This is a genomic window from Lysobacter auxotrophicus (assembly GCF_027924565.1).
Classification (GTDB): Bacteria; Pseudomonadota; Gammaproteobacteria; order Xanthomonadales; family Xanthomonadaceae; genus Lysobacter_J; species Lysobacter_J auxotrophicus.
This window is the reverse complement of sequence record NZ_AP027041.1, coordinates 478,893-497,933: the sequence shown is the minus strand read 5'-3', so window position 1 is coordinate 497,933 and position 19,041 is coordinate 478,893. Positions and strand designations below refer to the sequence as shown.

Genomic DNA, 19,041 nt, shown 5'->3' with positions numbered 1-19,041 from the left:
GCCGAAAGCCGAAAGCCAAGGTCGGACGGCTACTTCAATGGTTCCCGCCGCGGCAGGGGCTTCAGCGGTTCCATCGTGTCCAGATCCCAATCCGCCGGCACGAACGCCTGCCGCGTTTCCTTCTGCACCGGATACCCGCCGACCTGCTCCTGGCTGTCGATGATGCGGCCGCGTCCTTCGATCGTATCGGCGAGGATGCGGCGGTCCACGTCGTCGCGATCCCACGGACGCGCGCCCGCGTTCGCGATCACCGCGTCCTGCACCTTCGACGCGGGCAGCAGCGTCACGCCGAACGGCAGCGCCGGCGCACGCGAAATCGCATCCACGCCGATCGGCGTCGTGGTGTAGCGGCCCTGCTGCGGCAGCGGGTTGCCGATGCGGTCGACCGCGAGGTTGTCCTCGAAGAACACGTCGACATCGCCCGAACCGCCCACTTCGAAGAAGGCGACGTCCTCCGTCGAGATGCCCGCGCGCATCACGTTGCCGCGCGCGATGACCTGCCCGCGCGAATACGGATGCCCCAGCCATTCCTCGGCGATCAGGTTGTAGTGCACGGCGCGCTGGCCCGGGTCGTAGATCAGGTTGTTGATCACCTGCCCGCGCGCGCCGCCCTTGAACAGCGGGTTGCGCTCGTAGTTGTGCGCATAGAGGTTGCCGACGATCAGCACGTCGTTGACGTGGTCGTGGATCAGCGACCCCTTGGAATGCTCGCCCTTCTTGTGCGTCGCGTTCGACAGGCCTTCGGCGATGATGTTGTGGCTGTAGGTGATGCGGCGCGACGCCGCCTCCATCCACGCCTTCTCGTCTTCGCCGTAAAAGCGCGTGCTCGACGCCGACAGGTTTTCGTCCGTCGCCCACGTCAGCGAGCAGTGGTCGACGATCACGTCGCGCGCGCCGCGCACGGTGGTGATCGCGTCGATGTCGCCGGAAAACTTCGGCATGCCGCCGTCGCCCGGGCGCATGCGGATGTGGCGGATCACCACGTCGTGCGTCGCGATGGTCAGGCCGCCCTTGATGAAGGTGATGCCCGGCTGCGGCGCGGTCTGCCCGGCGACGGTGAGGAAGGGCTCGGTGATGCGCAGCTCCTTCATCCCCAGGTCGATCACGCCGCCCACTTCGAACACGACGATGCGCGGGCCCTTCGTCGCGAGCGCTTCGGCGAACGAGCCCGGGCCGTCGGCGGCGAGCGTCGTCACGCGCACGATCTTCCCGCCCCGTCCCCCCGGCGTATGCGCGGCCCAGCCCTGCGCGCCCGGGAAGGCGAGGTCGGGTGTCCCGGTGGACAAGGCCTGCAGCCCGGCCGGCGCGGCCGAACTGCTCGCGGCGGCCATCGACACCAGCAGCGCGGCGGTCGCCAGCGCGCGTGCGAACCCGTGAATCCTGCCGTTCCGGTGATGCGTCCCCATCCGTCCCCTCCCCGAGCCGTGTTCCGAGTGTAGTCGCCCGATTGTCAATGACACCGGTTTCCTATACAACATCCCCACAGCCGAATCTCAGGGGATCGCCGCCGCATGGACAAACACGCGCCCGACGCGGGCAGTGACAGCGCAACGATTGCCCGGCGACTGGTCGATGCGCGCCGGCAGGCGCAGGCGCTGCCGGAGTATCCCGGCAGCGTGCCCGCCGGCCTGGATGAAGGCTATGCCTGCCAGGACGCCGCCATCGCGCTGTGGGATCGCCCGGTGGTGGGCTGGAAGGTCGGCAAGATTCCCGCCGACTGGGAAGCCACGCTCGGCGAGGAACGCCTGGTCGGGCCGATCTTCGAAGGCGCCGTGCAGGCGCCACCGCCGGGCGAGGCTTCGACGTTCCCGGTGATCCCCGGCGGCTTCGCCGCGGTGGAAGCCGAATTCGTGTTTCGCATAGCCCGCGACGCGAAGCCCGAGAAGACCGAGTACACCGCGGGCGAGGCGGCCGACCTCGTCGCCGCGCTGCACGTGGGCATCGAACTGGCCGGCAGCCCGCTGCCGCTGATCAACGTGCTCGGCCCGCCGGTGGTGGTGTCGGATTTCGGCAACAACACCGGGCTGGTGCTAGGCACGGAAATCACCGACTGGCAGCGTCGCGGCGCGGACGAACTCACCTGCGAGACCTTCATCGACGGCCACCTGGTCGGCGAAGGCGGCGCGGCGTCGATCGCCGGCGGCCTGCTCGCGGCGCTCGCGTTCGCGCTGTCGCGTTGCGCCAGCCGCGGCCATCCGCTCAAACGCGGCATGCTGGTGACCACGGGCGCGGCGACCGGCATCCACGACATCCTCGCCGGGCAGCGCGCGCGCGTGAGCTTCGGCGAATGGGGCGAGATTCACTGCAACGCCGTCGCGGCCGAACCGTTCGAGGGGCGCGCATGACCGAAGGCCGGCAGGGACAGCATCGACGTCGTTTCCTCGCGGGCCTGACCGCCGCCTGCGCCGCGGGCGCAGTGCCCGATGCGCTGCGCGCCGCCGAGCCGGCGCGCGTACTCACCGCCACCGACGTGCACGTGAAGGACTACCCGACCGTGCAGGCGGTGCAGTGGATCGGCGAACAGCTCGAGCGCGAGACCCGCGGCCGCCTGCGCCTGCGCATGTACCACGCGGGACAACTGGGCCGCGAATCGGAAGCCATCGACATGGCGCGCTTCGGCGCCATCGCCATCACGCGCGTGTACACCGGCGCGCTGAACAACGCCTTCCCGCTCACGCAGGCGCTGTGCCTGCCGTACGTGTTCGATTCGACGCAGCACCTGCGCCGCGCGATCGACGGCGACGTCGGCGCGCAGGTGTTGCGCGGGTTCCAGTCGCGCGGCCTCGTCGGCCTTGCGATCTACGACAGCGGCCCGCGCTGCTTCTACAACATCAAGCATCCGATCGTGACGCCGGCCGACCTGCACGGGTTGAAGATCCGCGTGCCGGTCTCGGACATCTTCATCCGCATGCTGCGCCTGTTCGGCGCGAACCCGACGCCGCTGCCGCTGGGCGAAGTGTTCTCCGGCATGGAAACGCACATGATCGACGGTGCGGAAAACAACATCCGCAGTTTCCAGTCGAGCCGGCACTTCGAGGCGGCGCGCTACTGGTCGCACAGCGACCATTCGTGGGCGCCCGACGTGCTGCTGCTGTCGCGCAAGACCTTCGATTCGCTGGAACCGCGCGATCGCGACACGCTGCTGCGCCTGGCGCGCGAGTCGGTCGGCGTGATGCGCAGGCTCTGGGCGCAGCAGGAAGACGACGCGCGGCGCATCGTGAAGGAGGCCGGCGTGGCGTTCAACGAATGCGACATCCCCGCCTTCCGCGCCGCCGCGCAGCCGCTGCTCGCGCACTACCGCGGCGATCCGGCGATCGACGCGCTGTACCGGCAAATCCGCGATCTCGCGTGAGGATTCCCATGGACGCCACCGTGACCCCGGTTCCTTCCTCGATCCTCCAACGCACCTGCGACCGCCTGGCCGGCTGGACGATCGCCACGGCGGCGTTCGCACTGCTGATGCTCGTCCTGGTGCAGGGCTGGCAGGTGATCGCGCGCTACGTGCTCAACGATTCGCCCAGCTGGACCGAACCGGTGACGCTGCTGATGCTGAGCACCGCGATGAGCATGGGCGCGGCGGCGGGCGTGCACACGCGCCGGCACTTCGCGTTCTCGCTGCTGGCCGATGCGATGGGCCCGCGCGCGAAGCACGCCGTGCACCTGCTGCAATCGGCGGTGGTGGTGATCATCGGGCTGATGCTCGCGTACTGGGGCGGCGTGCTGTTCGTCGATGGCGTGCACATCCCCACGGCCGGCGCGCCGATGCCGGAGAGCATCGACTACCTGCCGCTCGCGGTCGGCGGTGCGCTGATGGCGCTGTTCGCGGTTTCCCAGATGCTGCATGACGCCCCGGCGGCGGAGGTCCACTGATGGCGATCGCACTGCTCTTCGTCGCGTTCGGCGTGCTGCTCGTGCTCGGGGTGCCGGTGGCCTACGCGCTCGCGGCGGCCTCGCTCGCGACGCTGCTGTACCTGGACGTGCCCTCCATCGTGATGGTGCAGCAGGTGTCGGCGGGATCGGGTTCGGCGAGCCTCATCGCCATCCCGCTCTTCATCTTCGCCGGCGAGATCATGATGCGCGGCGGCATTTCCGAGCGCCTCATCAGCCTCGCCTCGTCGCTGGTCGGGCGCATGCGCGGCGGCCTGGGCCAGGTGAGCATCCTCTCGTCGCTGTTCTTCGGAGGCGTGTCGGGTTCGGCGCTGGCGGACGTCTCCGCGGTCGGCGGCACGATGATCCCGCAGATGGTGCAACGCGGTTACGACCGCGACTTCGCGGTGAACGTGTGCATCACCGCCGCGCTCGTCGCGCTGCTCGTGCCGCCGTCGCACAACCTGATCCTGTATTCGGCCGCGGCCGGCGGCGGGTTGTCGATCGCCGACCTGTTCGCCGCCGGCATCGTGCCCGCGCTGCTGATGACCGTGGTGCTGATGGTCACCTGCTACGCGGTCGCGCGGCACCGCGGCTACGGCGTGGAGATCTTCCCCGGCTGGCGCGCCGTCGCGCTGCGCCTGGTGTCGGCGCTGCCGGGCCTGGGGCTGGTCGCGCTGATCTTCGTCGGCATCCGCGCGGGCATCTTCACCGCGGTGGAAAGCGCGGCGATCGCGGTCGTCTACGCGCTGCTGGTCACCAGCGTGCTGTACCGGCAGATGCCGTGGCGCGAGTTCCTCGGCACGGTCGTGCACGCGGCGCGCAGCGCGGGCGCGATCCTGTTCGTGATCGCCACCGCGGCGGTGTTCGGCTGGTTGCTGGCCTACCTGCAGGTGCCGTCGGCATCGGTGGATTTCCTCACCGGGCTGACCCAGGACCGCAACCTGATGCTGCTGCTGATGATCCTGGTGCTGCTGGTGCTGGGCACGTTCCTGGACCTGGCGCCGATGATCCTGATCTGCACGCCGATCTTCCTGCCGGTGGCCCGCGCCATCGGCATCGACCCGGTGCATTTCGGCGTGATCCTGGTGCTCAAGGGCGGCCTGAGCCTGATCAGCCCCCCGCTGGGCTCCGTGCTCTTCGTCGGCACGTCGATCGGCAAGATCAGCATCGGCCAGAGCATGCGCACCATCTGGCCGTTCTGGCTGGCCGGCCTCGCGGTGCTGCTGGTGGTCGCCTTCGTGCCGGCGTTGTCGCTGTGGCTGCCGGCGGCGCTGAAGGCTTGAGGAATTTCGTCGGCATGGATCGTGCGGGACGCGCGATCCGGCCGGAAGGCGGTCGCGTTCACGCACAACGCAGGCGCCATGGCGCACGGGGCATCGATCCGGCAGCGCGGTTCGCGTCGGGGGACGGCTAGAATTCCCGCATGACCGAATCCGCGCCGCGTACCCGCCGTTCCCGCACCGCCTCGCTGCTGCCGGCGCCGGAGGACACCGGGCTGACGGGCAAGGCGACGATCAACGACATCGCCCGCCTCACCGGCGTATCGAAGAAGACGGTCTCGCGCGTCATCAACAACTCGCCGCTGGTGCATCCGGAAACGCGCGAGAAAGTGCTGGCGCTGATGAAGCAGCTGGGCTACACGCCCGATCCGCAGGCGCGCGGGCTCGCGTTCCGGCGCTCGTTCCTGATCGGGCTGGTCTACGACAACCCCACCGCGCAGTACATCGTGAACATGCAGTACGGCGCGCTGGATGCGTTGCGCGACTCGGGCTACGAGCTGGTGGTGCATCCGTGCGATTCCTCCAAGGAGGATTACATCGACGGCGTGCGCCGCTTCGTGCAGCAGCAGAAGCTGCACGGCGTGATCCTCATCCCGCGTGTCTCCGAAGACGAGCAGCTCGCCGCGGCGCTGCGCGAGATCGGCGTGCGCTACGTGCGCATCGCCTCGGTGCCGATGGACGCGGCGGCGCACATGCTGGTCACGCAGGATCGCCAGGCCAGCACGGAAGCGGCCAACTACATCGAATCGCTTGGACATCGCACGATCGGCCTGATCACCGGCCCGCGCCGCTACCGCTCCACCATCGAGCGCGGCGGCGGCTTCCTCGGCGGCCTGGACGCGCGCGGGATCAAGCTGCCGCCGGACTACATCTTCGAAGGCGGCTATACGTTCGACTCCGGCGTGGCCGGCGCGGAATACCTGCTGGCCAAGTCGCCGCGCCCCACCGCGATCTTCGCCTGCAACGACGAGATGGCCGCCGGCGTGTACAAGGCCGCGATGCGTCGGGGGCTGTCGATTCCCGGCGACCTGTCGGTCGTGGGCTTCGACGACAGCCCGCTCGCCGCGCAGCTGTGGCCCGCGCTCACCACCATCCATTCGCCGACGCGCGACGTCGGCCGCCAGGCGGCGCAGATGCTGCTGGGCGAGGAGCCGTCCTCCGAAGCCGCGGCGGTTGCGCCGCGCGCCGTGAACCCGCAGCTCGTGGTGCGTGATTCGACGCAGCGGCCAAAGGGCTGACACGTCGACCCGTCGTCCACCGGGAGACCGGTAGAGAGTCAACGCTCGCGCTTGCGGTGAGCGCCCTGCTCGCGGACGGCAAACATCGAGATGGGTTCCAGCTTTCGCTGGAATGACGGTTGGGAGTGCCCGTGCGATACGGGCCTGGGTCCCGGCTTTCGCCGGGATGACGAACTGTTGGGGCCGCCTATCCCCAACCCCAACACCAACCTCCAACCTCCAACACCCATTCCCAATTCCCTACTCCCCACTCCCTACTCCCGATTCCCTACTCCCGATTCCCAACTCCCGATTCCCGATTCCCGATTCCCGATTCCCGATTCCCGATTCCCGATTCCCGATTCCCGATTCCCGATTCCCGATTCCCGATTCCCGATTCCCGATTCCCGATTCCCGATTCCCGATTCCCTTTTGACACCGGTTACCAAAACCCCGCTATCATCCCCTCACCGCCTGCCGCGCGACGTCCGCGACGGCCCGAACCACCGGAGAGGCCCGATGTTCCGCAAGACCTACCACGCCACCCACCCGGACATGATGGCCGGCGCCAGCAACGACCAGCTGCGCGAGCGCTACCTGATCGACGGCCTCTTCGTCCCGGGCCAGGTCGTCCTGAATTACTCGCACAACGAGCGTTTCGTCATCGGCGGCGCCGCCCCGACCACCGCGTCCGTGCCGCTTCCGCAGCAGACCGAACCGGCGTCCGCCGCGGGCAAGCCGTTCCTGGAACGCCGCGAGCTTGGCATCGTGAACGTCGGCGCCGGTACGGGCACCGTCACCGTCGACGGCGCCTCGTACACGCTGGAACCCAAGGACGGGCTGTACGTGCCGATGGGCAGCGCCGAGGTGGTGTTCGCATCGAACGACGCCGGCCATCCCGCGAAGTTCTACCTCGCTTCCACGCCTGCGCACGCACGTTTCGAGACGAAGCACATCTCCATCGCACAGGCCGTTCCGCTCGAGCGTGGCGCGCTGGAAACCTCGAACGAACGCACGATCTACCAGTACATCGTCCCGGCGACGGTGAAGTCGTGCCAGCTGCTGCTGGGTCTGACGATCCTCAAGCCCGGCAGCGTGTGGAACACCATGCCGCCGCACCTGCACGACCGTCGTTCCGAGGTCTATTTCTACTTCGACCTCGCCGACCAGCGCGTCATGCATTTCATGGGCGATCCGGCCGACATGCGCCACCTGGTCATCGCGAACGACGAAGCCGTCGTGTCGCCGCCGTGGTCGATCCACATGGGCTCGGGCACGAAGAACTACTGCTTCATCTGGGCCATGGGCGGCGAGAACCTCGACTACACCGACATGAACCAGCTGGACATCTGCCAGCTGAAGTAACCGCGTCGCCGCCGCATTCGCACACAGGACAAGGGGAAACGATTCATGGCCAATCCGTTCAGTCTGCAAGGCAAGGTCGCGCTGGTCACCGGCGCCAACACGGGCCTGGGCCAGGGCATCGCGGTGGCGCTCGCCGAAGCCGGCGCGGACATCGCCGCCGCCGGCATCCAGGCGCCGACGGAAACCGGGGAGAAGGTGCGCGCGCTCGGCCGCCGCTTCGTGTCGATCGAAGCGAACCTGTCCAGCGTCGAGCCGGTGGAGCGCATCGTGCGCGAAACGCTGGACGCGCTCGGCGGGCTGCACATCCTGGTCAACAACGCCGGCCTGATCCGTCGCGCCGATGCGGTGGATTTCACCGAGAAGGACTGGGACGACGTGATGAACGTGAACATCAAGGGCGCGTTCTTCATGGCGCAGGCGGCGGGCCGGCACATGATCGCGAACGGCGGCGGCAAGATCGTCAACATCGCCTCGATGCTGTCGTTCCAGGGCGGCATCCGCGTGCCGTCGTACACCGCGAGCAAGAGCGGCATCGCCGGCATCACGCGCCTGCTCGCCAACGAATGGGCGAACAAGGGCATCAACGTCAACGCGATCGCGCCGGGTTACATGGCGACCGACAACACCGCGCAGCTGCGCGCGGACGAAGCGCGCAGCGCGGCGATCCTCGATCGCATTCCCGCCGGGCGCTGGGGCGAGCCGTCGGATCTCGGCGGCGCGGCGGTGTTCCTCGCGTCGCGTGCATCGGATTACGTGAACGGCGCGATCCTGCCGGTGGATGGTGGTTGGCTGGCGCGTTGAACACGGCGGTGCGGTGGTAAGCATTGGCTCGTTGCGCTTTGAGCCCCTCTCCCACCGGGAGAGGGGTTGGGGTGAGGGTCGGGACGCGCGATGCAGCCCGCACTCGCATTGCCCACGTTGTAGTGCCGCCAACGCGTTACCGGCCTGGCTCCCGGGCTTCGCCGGGATGACGATCAAGGGAGAGTAGACGTGAACCGGTGCATCCACCTCATCGCGCTGGCAATGCTATCGGCCGCGTGCGCCACGGCAAACGCCGCCGAACCCCGTCGCGACTCCTACGTCGAGAACGCACGCGACATCGCCGTGCAACAGCCCGGCCCGCACGAAGGCGAAGGCACCACCACCGCGTATCCGTTCTTCGAAGCGGCCGACGGCTTCGACATCGTGTTCCGCCAGCGCGCACTGCATCGCGGCGCGACGATCGGCGAGCATCGCAACGACAAGGACGAGATCTACTACGTGCTGTCCGGGCGCGGCGAACTGCGGCTCGACGGCAAGCGTCGCGACGTCGGGCCGGGCGATGCGATCCTCACGCGCGACGGAAGCACGCATGCGCTCGCGCAACGCGGCGAGGAAGACCTCGTCATCATCGTGGTGTATCGCAAGCGCGCAACGCGATGATCTCGCCGCCGCGCGCGCGGTGAAGACGCCGTGACGTAGCGCCTGAACGAAGGCCGCGTTCATTCGCCCCGTCTTAACCGCGCACCACCGAGCATGGACCCATCGTCCAGTGAAGGGAGCACGTCGATGGCATCCAGCAAGCGCGAACTCATCGCCCCCAACGGCGACAAGCGTTACGTGCGTCGCGACGAGAAGGGGCGTTTCAAGGAATCCGACGACGTCGGCCGCTCGCTGTCGCAGGACCAGCAGCGCAGCTCGAAGAACGAGGCCGAACCCGGCCAGGGCGATCGCGGCGACCGCAAGCACTGAGGCGGGGGCGATGAACTCCCGCCAGATCCTGATCGCGATGGCCATCATCCTGGCCGTCGCGATCGTCGGCTACATGTATCTGCACAGCCGCGAGGCGGCCCCGTTGCAGGATCCGTCCCCAGACGCGACGAGCGCGCTCAGTATCGGCGCTCCGTCCGCCACCTGACTCAGATCGCCACGCGCCGGCCGATTTCGATCAGCCGGTTGTCGGGTATCTGGAAGAACGACGTCGCCGGCAGCGCGTTGCGCGTGAGGAAGGCGAACAGCTGGTCGCGCCACAGCGCCATGCCGGTGCGGTCGCCCGCGATGACGTCCTCGCGGCTGGTGAAGAACGTCGTCTGCATCAGGTCGAACTCGAGCCCGTGCTCGCCGCACGCGGCCAGCGCGGCGGGAACGTCTGGCGTTTCGGCGATCCGTAGCGGGCGCATATCCGGTGGAAGTCCTCGCCGTGCGCATCGATCCGCACGCGTTCGTGCGCATAGGGTTCGTCCACCATTTCCACGGTCAACAGCGCGTTGCGCTCGTGCAGCACGCGGTTGTGCTTGAGGTTGTGCAGGAGCGCCTGGGGCGCGAAGTCCGGATCGTTGGTCAGGAACAGCGCCGTGCCCGACACGCGCGTAGGCGGGTGGTCGCTCAACGACCGCACGCACGGCCCGAGCGGGAGGCTGTCGCTGCGGTTGCGCTGGGTCAGCAACTCGCGGCCACGGCGCCAGGTGGTCATGACGATCAACGCGATGATGCCCAGCAGCAGCGGGAACCAGCCGCCGCTGGCGAGCTTCATCAGGTTCGCGCCGAAGAAGGCCAGGTCGATCGCCAGCATCGCGACGCCCAGTGGCACGACCGCGATCCACGGCCACGTCCACACGCGGCGCATGACGACCACGACGAGCACCGTGGTCGTCAGCATCGTGCCGCTCACCGCGATGCCGAACGCGGCGGCGAGCGCGCCGGACGTGCGGAATCCGAGCATCGCCGCCAGTACGAGGAGCAACAGCAATCCCGACACCAGCGGCAGGTAGATCTGGCCGCGCACGCGCGATGAGGTGTGCAGCACGCGCATGCGCGGCAGGTAGCCGAGCTGGATGCACGCACGGACCATCGAGTACGCGCCGGCGATCACCGCCTGCGAGGCAATCACCGTCGCCCCCGTCGCAAGCGCGATCATCGGGAACAACGCCCAGTGCGGCACGGTGCGATAGAACGGTCGCGCCGCCGCCGTGGGATCGAGCAACAGCATCGCGCCCTGACCGAAGTAGCTCAGCAGCAGGCACGGCAGCGCGATCGTCGTCCACGCGACGCGGATCGGCCGCGCACCGAAGTGTCCCATGTCGGCGTACAGGGCTTCGGCGCCGGTCAGCACCAGCACCGTCGCCCCCAGCGTGGTGAATCCGGCGAACCCGTTGCGTGCGAAGAACGCCCACGCGTGCAGCGGATTCATCGCGGCGAGGATCTGCGGCTGCCGCAGCATCGCCAGGAAGCCGAGCACGCCGGCCGCGAGCAGCCACGACAGCATCACCGGCCCGAACCATCCGCCCACGCGCGCACTGCCGAAGCGCTGCAGCGCGAACAGACCGATGACGATCGTGATGCCCAACGGCAGCACCCACGGCGCGAGCTCGGGCGCGGCGATTTCCAGCCCTTCCACCGCCGACAACACCGACACCGCCGGGGTGAGCACGCTGTCGCCGAAGAACATCGCCGCACCGACGAGCCCGGCGACCACAACCCAGTGACGCCGTCGCGGCCGGTGCATCAGCGACGAACGCGCCAGCGCCAACAGCGCCATGATCCCGCCCTCGCCCTTGTTGTGCGCGCGCATGATCAGCAGCACGTACTTGAGCGACACCACGCCGACCAGGGCCCAGAACGCCAGCGAGACCACGCCGACCACGTTCGCCGGCGTCGGCCGCACGCCGTGCGCGCCGAAGGCTTCCTGCAACGAGTACAGCGGGCTCGTCGCGAGATCACCGAACACCACGCCAAGCGCGGCGAGCATGAGCCCGGGCAGCGCGGCGGGCGGCTTGCTGTCGCAGCGGGTGCATTCGTCGTTCCGCATCGGTCCGCCCGCGAGGGGTCCGATGCCAGTACAGCGAAACGCGGGTGACGGGAGGGCGTGCGGACTGAACCGCAGCCCCGCTCACGCCCGCGGCTGCGAGCCCTCGCCTTCGTCCGCGGCGCCGCGCGCCGGCTTGCGTCGCAACACTTCGCCGGCCGCCTCCGACACCGAACGCAGGTGGATGTCCTGCTGCGGGAACGGCATCTCGATGCCGGCCTCGTTCAGCGCCGCGTAGATGCGCGACACCAGGTCGCTGCGGATCGTCGCCGAGTTGTCGTAGTCGTACGTCCACGCACGCACGCCGAAGTTGAGCGCGCTCGCACCGAAGCCGAGGAACAGCACCACCGGCTCCGGACTGCTCACGATGCCCGTCGTCTGCAACGCCGTGCGCTGCAACAGCGCCGACAGCTGCGCCGGGTCGCTGCCGTAGGCCACGCCGATGTCGATGTCGAGCCGGCGGTTGCGATCCAGCAGCGTCCAGTTGGTCAGCTTCTCCGACAACAGCGTGCCGTTGGGCACGACGACGTCGGCGCCGTCGAAGGTCTTGATCGTCGTGGCGCGCATGCCGATCTCGCGCACGCGGCCCGACGTGCCGGTGATCTCCACCACGTCGCCCGGCTGGATCGGGCGCTCGAACATCAGGATCAGCCCGGACACGAAGTTGTTCACTACGTTCTGCAGGCCGAAACCGATGCCCACGCCGAGCGCGCCGAAGATGAAGGCGAGCTGCGTCATCTTGAAGCCGGCCGCCGTCAGCGCGACCAGCGCGCCGAGCAGCAACACCGCGTAGTAGGTGAGCGAGGCCACCGAGTTGCCCACGCCGCGCGGCAGCGACATGCGCGTGAGCACTTCTTCCTGCAGCAGGTACCGCGTCGCCTTCGCCGCCCAGAAGGCCACGTAGATCGACACGAAGAACACCAGCACGTGGCCCAGGCTGAGACCGATCTCGCCGATCTGGAACGTATGGGTGAGGATCGATTCGAAGAACGCGTAGACCGGCCGGAACACGCGGAACCGGTTCATCGCGAAGACGACCCAGCCGGCGATCGCGGCAAGCGTGAGCAGCCGCTGGATCAGCGCGAACAACGGCGTCGCGTTCTCGCGCACCACGCGCAGGCGCGCATCGCCGCCGCGCGCGAGCAGCAGCTGCAGCAACGCGATCGCCACCGTCATGCCCGCGTACAGCACGAGACCGAGGTAGCCGCTGTCGATCACCGCGCTGCTGAGCATTTCGGCGAGCGAGACGTTGCCCACGACGTTGGAGACGAGCGATATCGCCAACGCCACCACGCTGACCCACGCCGCGATGTGCACCGCGCGGCCCATGCGCCCTTCCAGCCCGGCATGCTCGTGCTGGCGCGACCGCCACAGCAGGCCCAGCGTCAGCAGCAGCGCCAGCGTCGCGAGCACGAGGTGGTACCAGCGGTACACCAGGGCGTTGGCGAGGAAGAAGATCGCGATGCGTTCGAGCAGGTACAACGCGGTGGCGACGTAGGGCCAGACACCGAGCAGGCGCCTGCTCTCCGGCGGCAGCAGGCGAAGCACCGGGATCAGCGCGATCAGCATCGCGAACTGGTGCGCCAGCAGCGGCGCGTCCGGCTCGAACGCGAGCACGCCCATCATCGACAGCAGCAGCCACGACGAGAACGGCCGCTGCAGCACGCGCGTGGTCGCGTCCAGCGGGCTGGGGTCTAGGCCGGCTTTTTCGGCCTCGCGACGCGCACGGCGCGCGCGCCACGACAGCCACAGCAGCACCGGCAGCAGCAGGACCTGCAGCACGTGCAGGGCGCGCTGGTTGCCGAAGTCGGACGCGCCGTATTCGGTCAGGAACCGCGCCTCGATGCCGATGCCGTTCTTGATCGACGTCATCGCGTCGTCCGAACCGGTGGTGTCCTGGCGCGCTTTCCACAGCGGCGGCGAATCCAGCCGGATCAGGCGGCTGTCGATGTAGTCGATCGCCTCGGCCACCGAACGCAGGCCGACCTGGATGCGCGCGTCGACCAGGTTCGCGCGGCGGCCCAGCGCGATCTGCCGCGCGAGCGGTTTGGACAGCGCCTGCTCGGCGGCCTTCAGCTGCGCGACCAGCGCGTCCACGCGGCTGGCCAGCGCGGCCGGCATGTTGCCGCCGCGCGCCATCTGCTGCGTGGCTTCCCAGTCGGCGCGACGCTGCGCCAGCTGCGCCGCGCTCTGCCCGTACGGCGCGGTCGCGGCACGCATTTCGTCCTGCCAGCGCGCGAAGCGTCGCGCATCGAACTTCCAGTGCCGTTCGAAACTCTCCAGCCGCATCACCGGCAGCGCGCGCAGGTCGCCGGTGCGGAACATCTTCGCCTTCTCGTCCACCGATCGCGCGATGGCGTCCAGCTGCGGCGCGAGGCGGTCGGTCGGGTCTTCCTGCTGCGCGCGCAGGGTGACGCCTTCGGCGAAGCGCTCGTCGGTGTCGGCGCGCAGCGGGATGTCGGCCACCGGAATGGCGACCGGTGCCTTGGGGCCTTCCGGCGCGACCGGAAGCACCGCGGCGGCCTTGGTCTGCGCGATCGCGGGCGCGAACGCCGACAGCGCCAGCGCGGCGCCCAGGACGAGGGTGCGGAACGAGAGCAGCATCATGCCTCCGGCGACTTCCCGCGGAGTCTATCGCGGTGGACCGGGCGGCACCGCCCGGCCGGCGGGCGCCGCAGCCCGCGCGTTCGCGCGCGGGCGCGGCGTCATCTCACTTCGATGCGGCGCGCGTGCCGCCGCCCTGCTGCGTCGCGATCCAGTCGTCGATCGAGGCTTCGAGCACCGCCAGCGGCACGGCGCCGTTGCCGAGCACGAGGTCGTGGAAGGCGCGGATATCGAAGCGATCGCCCAGTTCGCGCTTGGCGCGGTCGCGCAGTTCGACGAACTTCAGGTGGCCGATCTTGTACGAGCACGCCTGGCCGGGCTGCACCAGGTAGCGATACACCTCGCTGCGCACTTCGCTCTCCGGCATGCCGGTGTGCGCGCGCATGTAGTCGATGGCCTGCTGCGGCGTCCAGCGCTTGCGATGCAGGCCGGTGTCGACAACCAGCCGCACGGAGCGGAACAGCTCCGCGCGCAGGCGGCCGATGTCGCCCCACGGATCGTCGCGATACAGCCCCATTTCCGCGCCGAGCTGCTCGGCGTACAGCGCCCAGCCTTCGGTGAACGCGCTGGGATTGAGGCTGCGGCGCAGCATCGGCAGGTCGGTCAGCGTCTGCGCGATGGAGATCTGGAAGTGATGGCCCGGCGAGCCTTCGTGGTACGTCAACGTCGGCAGGCTCCAGCGCGTGTTCGCCTTCAGGTTGCCGAAGTTGACGAAGAAGATGCCCGGCCGCGAGCCGTCCATCGCCGGCTGGATGTAGTACGCGCCCGGCGCGTTGGCCTCGGCCTGTTTCGGCACGGCGCGCACGTCCAGCGGCTGCGGCGGCGTGCGGCCGAAGTACTCCGGCACGTGCGGATCGAGCTTGGCGAGGTTGCGACGGATGTCCGCGATCAGCGCCGCGTGGCCGGCGTCGGTGTCCTCGTACTGGAAGCGCGGGTCGGTCACCAGCGCGGACATGCGCTCGCCGACGCTGCCCTCGCGCCGGCCCTGCGCACGCAGGCGCGCGTCCATCTCGCGTTCGATGCGCGCGACTTCCGACACGCCGAGCGCGTGGATCCGGTCGGCATCGAGGTTGGTGCTGGTGTTCCAGCGCAGCGCGGCGTCGTAGAACGCGGCGCCGTCCGGCAGCGCCCACACGCCGCGATCGCCCGGCTGCTTCGCGATCTCCTCGTCCAGCCGCGCGAGCAGGCGCGCATACGCGGGGTTAGCATCGTCACGAACCGCCTGCACGGCCTGCGCGAGCAGCGCGTCGCGACGTGCGTCGGGCAGCTTCAGCGCCGCGAGCTTGGGCTCGAACGAGGTCACCAGCGGGCTCTTCGCCGGATCGACCGAGATCAGCGCGCGGATCTGCGACGCCGCGCCTTCCATCGCGGTCTGCGGCGGCAGCACGCCCTGCTTGGCCTGCATGTCGAAGTTCGCGCGCACCTGGTCGATCTTCGTTTCGACCGCGCGCAGGCGCGACACGTACGACACCGCGCCGGCTTCGTCGCGCACGGGATGCTGGTTTTCGAGGAAGCCCGGCAGCGACACCGGGATGCTGAAGAGCTGGTCGACCGCATACGTCGAGGCGCCCGCCGGCAGCCATGCGGGCGTCCAGTCCGGCTTCATCAGGTCGATCTGGGTCTGGTAGAACCAGCTCAGCAGGCCGTAATTCCAGCGCTCCTGCCCCGTGAGGCGCGCGGGATCGAAGCGCTTGAGCTCGTCGAGGTTGCCCTGCATGCGCGCCCGCAGCTCGGCGCGCCGCGCCAGGCCGACGTCGGTGAGCTGGCCCGACAGGTCGATGCCGTCACCCGACAGGCCGAGCAGCGTGCGCAGCTCCGGATTGCGACGGACCTCGTCCATCGTCTGGCGGTCCATCATCGAGCCGACGGTTTCGGCCTGGTCGAACGCGGCGACGGGCGAGGCCGCCGCGAGCGTCGCGGACAGCACCACCGCGAGGGAAAGACGGGTCATGCGCACTCCGTTTGCTCCGGGCGGCATGCCCGGCGAGGGCGACATCGTCGTTGCCAATCGCCCCGGCGTCGAGTGCCTTGCGTGGCGTGGACGTGCGAAGTGAGAAGCGGGCACGCAGAACACAGTGGATCACGCCGCGCCTGCCGCGCATCACCGTCATTCCGGCGAAGGCCGGACCCCAGGCCCGTAGCGCACGGGCACTCCAATATTGGCAAACCACCCCACCGTCATTCCAGCGAAAGCTGGAACCCATCTTGATCTGCCTGCCACAAGAACCGCAGCGACGTCACGCCTCGCCGGCCTGGGTCCCGGCCTTCGCCGGGATGACGCGCCGCGTGGCTGCGCACTCAGTCGGAACAGAACCGATCCACCACCGCAAGCGCTTCATCGACGATCGCCAGCCCGTCGCGCAACGTCGCCTCGTCGATATTGAGCGGCGGCACGACGTGCAGGCGATTGCCCATCACCAGCGGCCACACGCCCAGCCGTCGGCATTGCGCCCCGAACTGCTGCATCGGCGCGTTGGCGTCGCCGCTCGCGTTGAACGGCACCATCGGCTCGCGCGTGTCGCGATCGCGCACCAGTTCGATCGCCCAGAACGCGCCGAGCCCGCGCACGTCGCCGATCGACGCATGCCTGGCCTGCATCGCGCGCAGTTCGGGCCCGATCACGGTGTCGCCCAGCGCACGCGCGCGTTCGATCAGGCTCTCCTCGCGATAGATGCCGATGCACGCGACCGCCGCCGCGCAGGCGAGCGGATGGCCTGCATAGGTGAGCCCGCCGGGATACGCGCGCTTGGCGAAGCTCGCGGCGATGGCATCGGAGAGGATCACGCCGCCCAGCGGCACGTAGCCGGAGTTGACGCCTTTGGCGAAGGTGATGAGGTCGGGCACGACGTTCCACCGGTCGATCGCGAACCACTCGCCGCACCGGCCGAAGCCGGCCATCACTTCGTCGGCGATCATGACGATGCCGTGCGCGTCGCACAGTTCGCGAACGCCTTGCAGGTAGCCGTCGGGCGGAACGAGGATGCCGTTCCCGCCGACGACGCTTTCCATCAGGATCGCGGCGATGGTGTGCGGGCCTTCGATGGCGATCGTGTCGGCCAGGTGCGCGAGCGCACGCGCGCACTCCTCGCGTTCGTCGCGCGCATGGAACGCCGAGCGATATGGATACGGCCCCCAGAATCGCGCTATGCCCGGCATTCCCGGTTCGGCCGGCCAGCGTCGCGGATCGCCGGACGCGGTGATCGCGCCGGCGGTCGCGCCGTGGTAACTGCGGTACATCGTCAGCACCTTGTGGCGACCGGTGTGCAGGCGCGCCATGCGCATGGCGTTCTCGATCGCCTCGGCGCCGCCGTTGGTGAAGAACACACGGTTGAGATCGCCCGGCGCGACCTCGGCGATCAGGCGCGCGGCTTCGCTCGTGGCCTCATTGGCGTGGTACGGCGCGATCGTGCAAAGACGCGCGGCCTGCGCCTGTATCGCGGCGACGAGTTTCGGATGCTGGTGCCCGACGTTGACGTTGACCAGCTGGCTCGACAGGTCGATGTAACGCCGGCCGTCCTCGTCCCAGAAGTGCGAACCCGACGCGCCCGCGACGACGGTCGGGTTGAGTGAATCGATCGCCGACCACGAATGCAGCACGTGCGCGCGATCGTCGCGGCGCGCAGCCGACGCAGTGGAGTCTTGCGCGGCAACGCCGGCGCCTTGCAGGGAAGCCTCGCGCATGTCGCTCGCCTCGACGGTGGCGTCAGGGAATGAAGGTCTGTTCGGGATCGTCGAACGATTTGAATTCCAGCGCGTTGCCGGACGGGTCGAAGAAGAACATCGTCACGTGCTGGCCGGGCTTGCCCTTGAGGCGCAGGTGCGGCTCTTCGGCGAATTCCACGCCCGCCTGCTTCACGCGCGTGGCGAGCGTTTCCCACGCGTGGCGGTCGAGGTTCATGCCGAAATGCGGCACCGGCACGGCTTCGCCGTCGAAGCGCCCGGTCTGCAGCGGCGCGCCGTCGGGCGCGATGTGCGCGACGAGGTGGTGGCCGAAGAAATCGAAGTCCTGGTACGACACGTCGGTGCGCCCTTTCGGGCAGCCGATGACCTCGCCGTAGAAGTGGCGTGCCTCGTCGAGGTCGCGCACCGGGAAGGCGAGATGGAACTGGGTGATCTTCCGCGGCGATTCGCTCACGAAACGGCACTCCGTTGCGGTGCGCAGTAATCGAAGATGTTCTGCCAGAAGCGGTTCCACGCGGTGATGCTGCGCTCGTAGCCCTGCGCGAGTTCAGGCAAGGCGCCCGGCTCGTCCTGGATGTACCGGTCGATCGCCGCGCGCGTGAGTTCGCCGTGCACGATGTCCTCCTCGCCGGTGTGGATCGTCCAGAACTCCCAGTCGATCAGGTGCTCGTTCTCGCGCATGTACGGATGCACGCGCAGGTGCTCGAACATCACCGACAGGTAGGTCTGGCACAGGCATTCGCCGCCCATGCCGCGCAATCCCACGCCGAACGCGGGCTCGCGCTGGTTCATCTCCTGCGTCAGCGCGCCGAGGATGCGGCGGTTTTCCGGCAGCGCGCGATCCAGCCGTTCGCGCGGCACGCCGATGCTGAGGAGGAAGCGATCGTAGATTTCCGGATGCGCGCGCGAGGCATCGCCTTCGCCGAGTTCTTCCGAGAGGATCTGGCTCAACAGGCTGCGCAGGCCGCCGAACGGAAGTTTCGCCAGCAGCAGCGCGAGGTCGCTGATGTATTCGATGGTGAAGAAACGGTACTGCGTGCAGAACTCGCGCAGCGCATCGACCGGCATGTTCTCCAGCGCCTTCATCTTCTGCGCCGCGAGCGCTTCGGTTGCCTCCTTGGCAGCATCGGCGAACGTCCAGAAGCTGTCCCGATCCCATTGGCCGCTGTGCATGGCGACGGGGAAGGTAGGCGTTGCGAGTGGGCTCAGGCTGTTTTCCAGGGACATGCATCCGGTCCGG

General features: G+C 68.7%; 18 protein-coding genes. 10 read left to right on the top strand and 8 right to left on the bottom strand.

The features are described 5' to 3' along the window. Window positions 1-29 precede the first annotated feature (29 nt). Window positions 30-1,406 (bottom strand): pectate lyase family protein, encoded by a 1,377-nt coding sequence (locus tag LA521A_RS02110; protein WP_281780742.1) that lies wholly within the window; start codon window positions 1,404-1,406, stop codon window positions 30-32. Between the two features lie 105 nt (window positions 1,407-1,511). On the opposite strand from LA521A_RS02110, the gene LA521A_RS02105 reads away from it, so the two are divergent. The 10 genes from LA521A_RS02105 (at window position 1,512) to LA521A_RS02060 (ending at window position 9,629) form a co-directional block, all read left to right on the top strand. Beyond that, complete coding sequence (locus LA521A_RS02105; RefSeq protein WP_281780741.1) at window positions 1,512-2,345, top strand: 2-keto-4-pentenoate hydratase; 834 nt, start codon at window positions 1,512-1,514, stop codon at window positions 2,343-2,345. Continuing rightward, complete coding sequence (locus LA521A_RS02100) at window positions 2,342-3,352, top strand: TRAP transporter substrate-binding protein (protein ID WP_281780740.1); 1,011 nt, start codon at window positions 2,342-2,344, stop codon at window positions 3,350-3,352. The genes LA521A_RS02105 and LA521A_RS02100 overlap by 4 nt, the downstream gene beginning before the upstream one ends. 8 nt (window positions 3,353-3,360) lie before the next feature. After that, window positions 3,361-3,870 (top strand): TRAP transporter small permease, encoded by a 510-nt coding sequence (locus tag LA521A_RS02095; RefSeq protein WP_281780739.1) that lies wholly within the window; start codon window positions 3,361-3,363, stop codon window positions 3,868-3,870. Then, window positions 3,870-5,153, top strand: a complete 1,284-nt coding sequence (locus LA521A_RS02090; RefSeq protein WP_281780738.1) for a TRAP transporter large permease — start codon at window positions 3,870-3,872, stop codon at window positions 5,151-5,153. The genes LA521A_RS02095 and LA521A_RS02090 overlap by 1 nt, the downstream gene beginning before the upstream one ends. 140 nt (window positions 5,154-5,293) lie before the next feature. Next, window positions 5,294-6,388, top strand: a complete 1,095-nt coding sequence (locus LA521A_RS02085) for a LacI family DNA-binding transcriptional regulator (RefSeq protein ID WP_281780737.1) — start codon at window positions 5,294-5,296, stop codon at window positions 6,386-6,388. 498 nt (window positions 6,389-6,886) lie between these two features. Beyond that, window positions 6,887-7,732 (top strand): 5-dehydro-4-deoxy-D-glucuronate isomerase, encoded by an 846-nt coding sequence (gene kduI / locus LA521A_RS02080; RefSeq protein WP_281780736.1) that lies wholly within the window; start codon window positions 6,887-6,889, stop codon window positions 7,730-7,732. Window positions 7,733-7,777: 45 nt separating this feature from the next. Next, on the top strand, window positions 7,778-8,533 hold the full coding sequence (kduD, locus tag LA521A_RS02075) for a 2-dehydro-3-deoxy-D-gluconate 5-dehydrogenase KduD (RefSeq protein WP_281780735.1): 756 nt from the start codon (window positions 7,778-7,780) through the stop codon (window positions 8,531-8,533). Window positions 8,534-8,722: 189 nt separating this feature from the next. Further along, window positions 8,723-9,154, top strand: a complete 432-nt coding sequence (locus tag LA521A_RS02070) for a cupin domain-containing protein (RefSeq protein WP_281780734.1) — start codon at window positions 8,723-8,725, stop codon at window positions 9,152-9,154. A gap of 126 nt (window positions 9,155-9,280) precedes the next feature. Beyond that, window positions 9,281-9,463, top strand: a complete 183-nt coding sequence (locus tag LA521A_RS02065) for a hypothetical protein (protein ID WP_281780733.1) — start codon at window positions 9,281-9,283, stop codon at window positions 9,461-9,463. Window positions 9,464-9,473: 10 nt separating this feature from the next. Next, on the top strand, window positions 9,474-9,629 hold the full coding sequence (locus LA521A_RS02060; RefSeq protein ID WP_281780732.1) for a hypothetical protein: 156 nt from the start codon (window positions 9,474-9,476) through the stop codon (window positions 9,627-9,629). A 1-nt stretch (window position 9,630) separates the two neighbouring features. Here LA521A_RS02060 and LA521A_RS18935 read toward each other — a convergent pair whose 3' ends face one another. The 7 genes from LA521A_RS18935 to LA521A_RS02030 form a co-directional block, all read right to left on the bottom strand. Then, a complete protein-coding gene (locus LA521A_RS18935; RefSeq protein WP_425494552.1) occupies window positions 9,631-9,891 on the bottom strand; it encodes a KUP/HAK/KT family potassium transporter in 261 nt (86 codons plus the stop codon). Beyond that, complete coding sequence (locus tag LA521A_RS02055) at window positions 9,807-11,519, bottom strand: potassium transporter Kup (RefSeq protein ID WP_343226702.1); 1,713 nt, start codon at window positions 11,517-11,519, stop codon at window positions 9,807-9,809. The genes LA521A_RS18935 and LA521A_RS02055 overlap by 85 nt, the downstream gene beginning before the upstream one ends. Window positions 11,520-11,600: 81 nt before the next feature. Beyond that, window positions 11,601-14,123, bottom strand: a complete 2,523-nt coding sequence (locus LA521A_RS02050) for a mechanosensitive ion channel family protein (RefSeq protein WP_281780731.1) — start codon at window positions 14,121-14,123, stop codon at window positions 11,601-11,603. 103 nt (window positions 14,124-14,226) lie between these two features. Next, the gene (locus LA521A_RS02045; RefSeq protein WP_281780730.1) at window positions 14,227-16,071 is read right to left on the bottom strand and encodes a DUF885 domain-containing protein; all 1,845 of its coding nucleotides are present in this window, start codon (window positions 16,069-16,071) and stop codon (window positions 14,227-14,229) included. Window positions 16,072-16,418: 347 nt separating this feature from the next. After that, entirely contained in the window at window positions 16,419-17,801 is a 1,383-nt protein-coding gene (locus tag LA521A_RS02040) for an aspartate aminotransferase family protein (RefSeq protein ID WP_281780729.1), read from the bottom strand. Window positions 17,802-17,823: 22 nt separating this feature from the next. Continuing rightward, a complete protein-coding gene (locus tag LA521A_RS02035) occupies window positions 17,824-18,255 on the bottom strand; it encodes a VOC family protein (RefSeq protein WP_281780728.1) in 432 nt (143 codons plus the stop codon). Then, window positions 18,252-19,028, bottom strand: coding sequence for an iron-containing redox enzyme family protein (locus LA521A_RS02030; protein WP_281780727.1), 777 nt, complete (start codon window positions 19,026-19,028; stop codon window positions 18,252-18,254). The genes LA521A_RS02035 and LA521A_RS02030 overlap by 4 nt, the downstream gene beginning before the upstream one ends. Window positions 19,029-19,041: the final 13 nt, after the last annotated feature.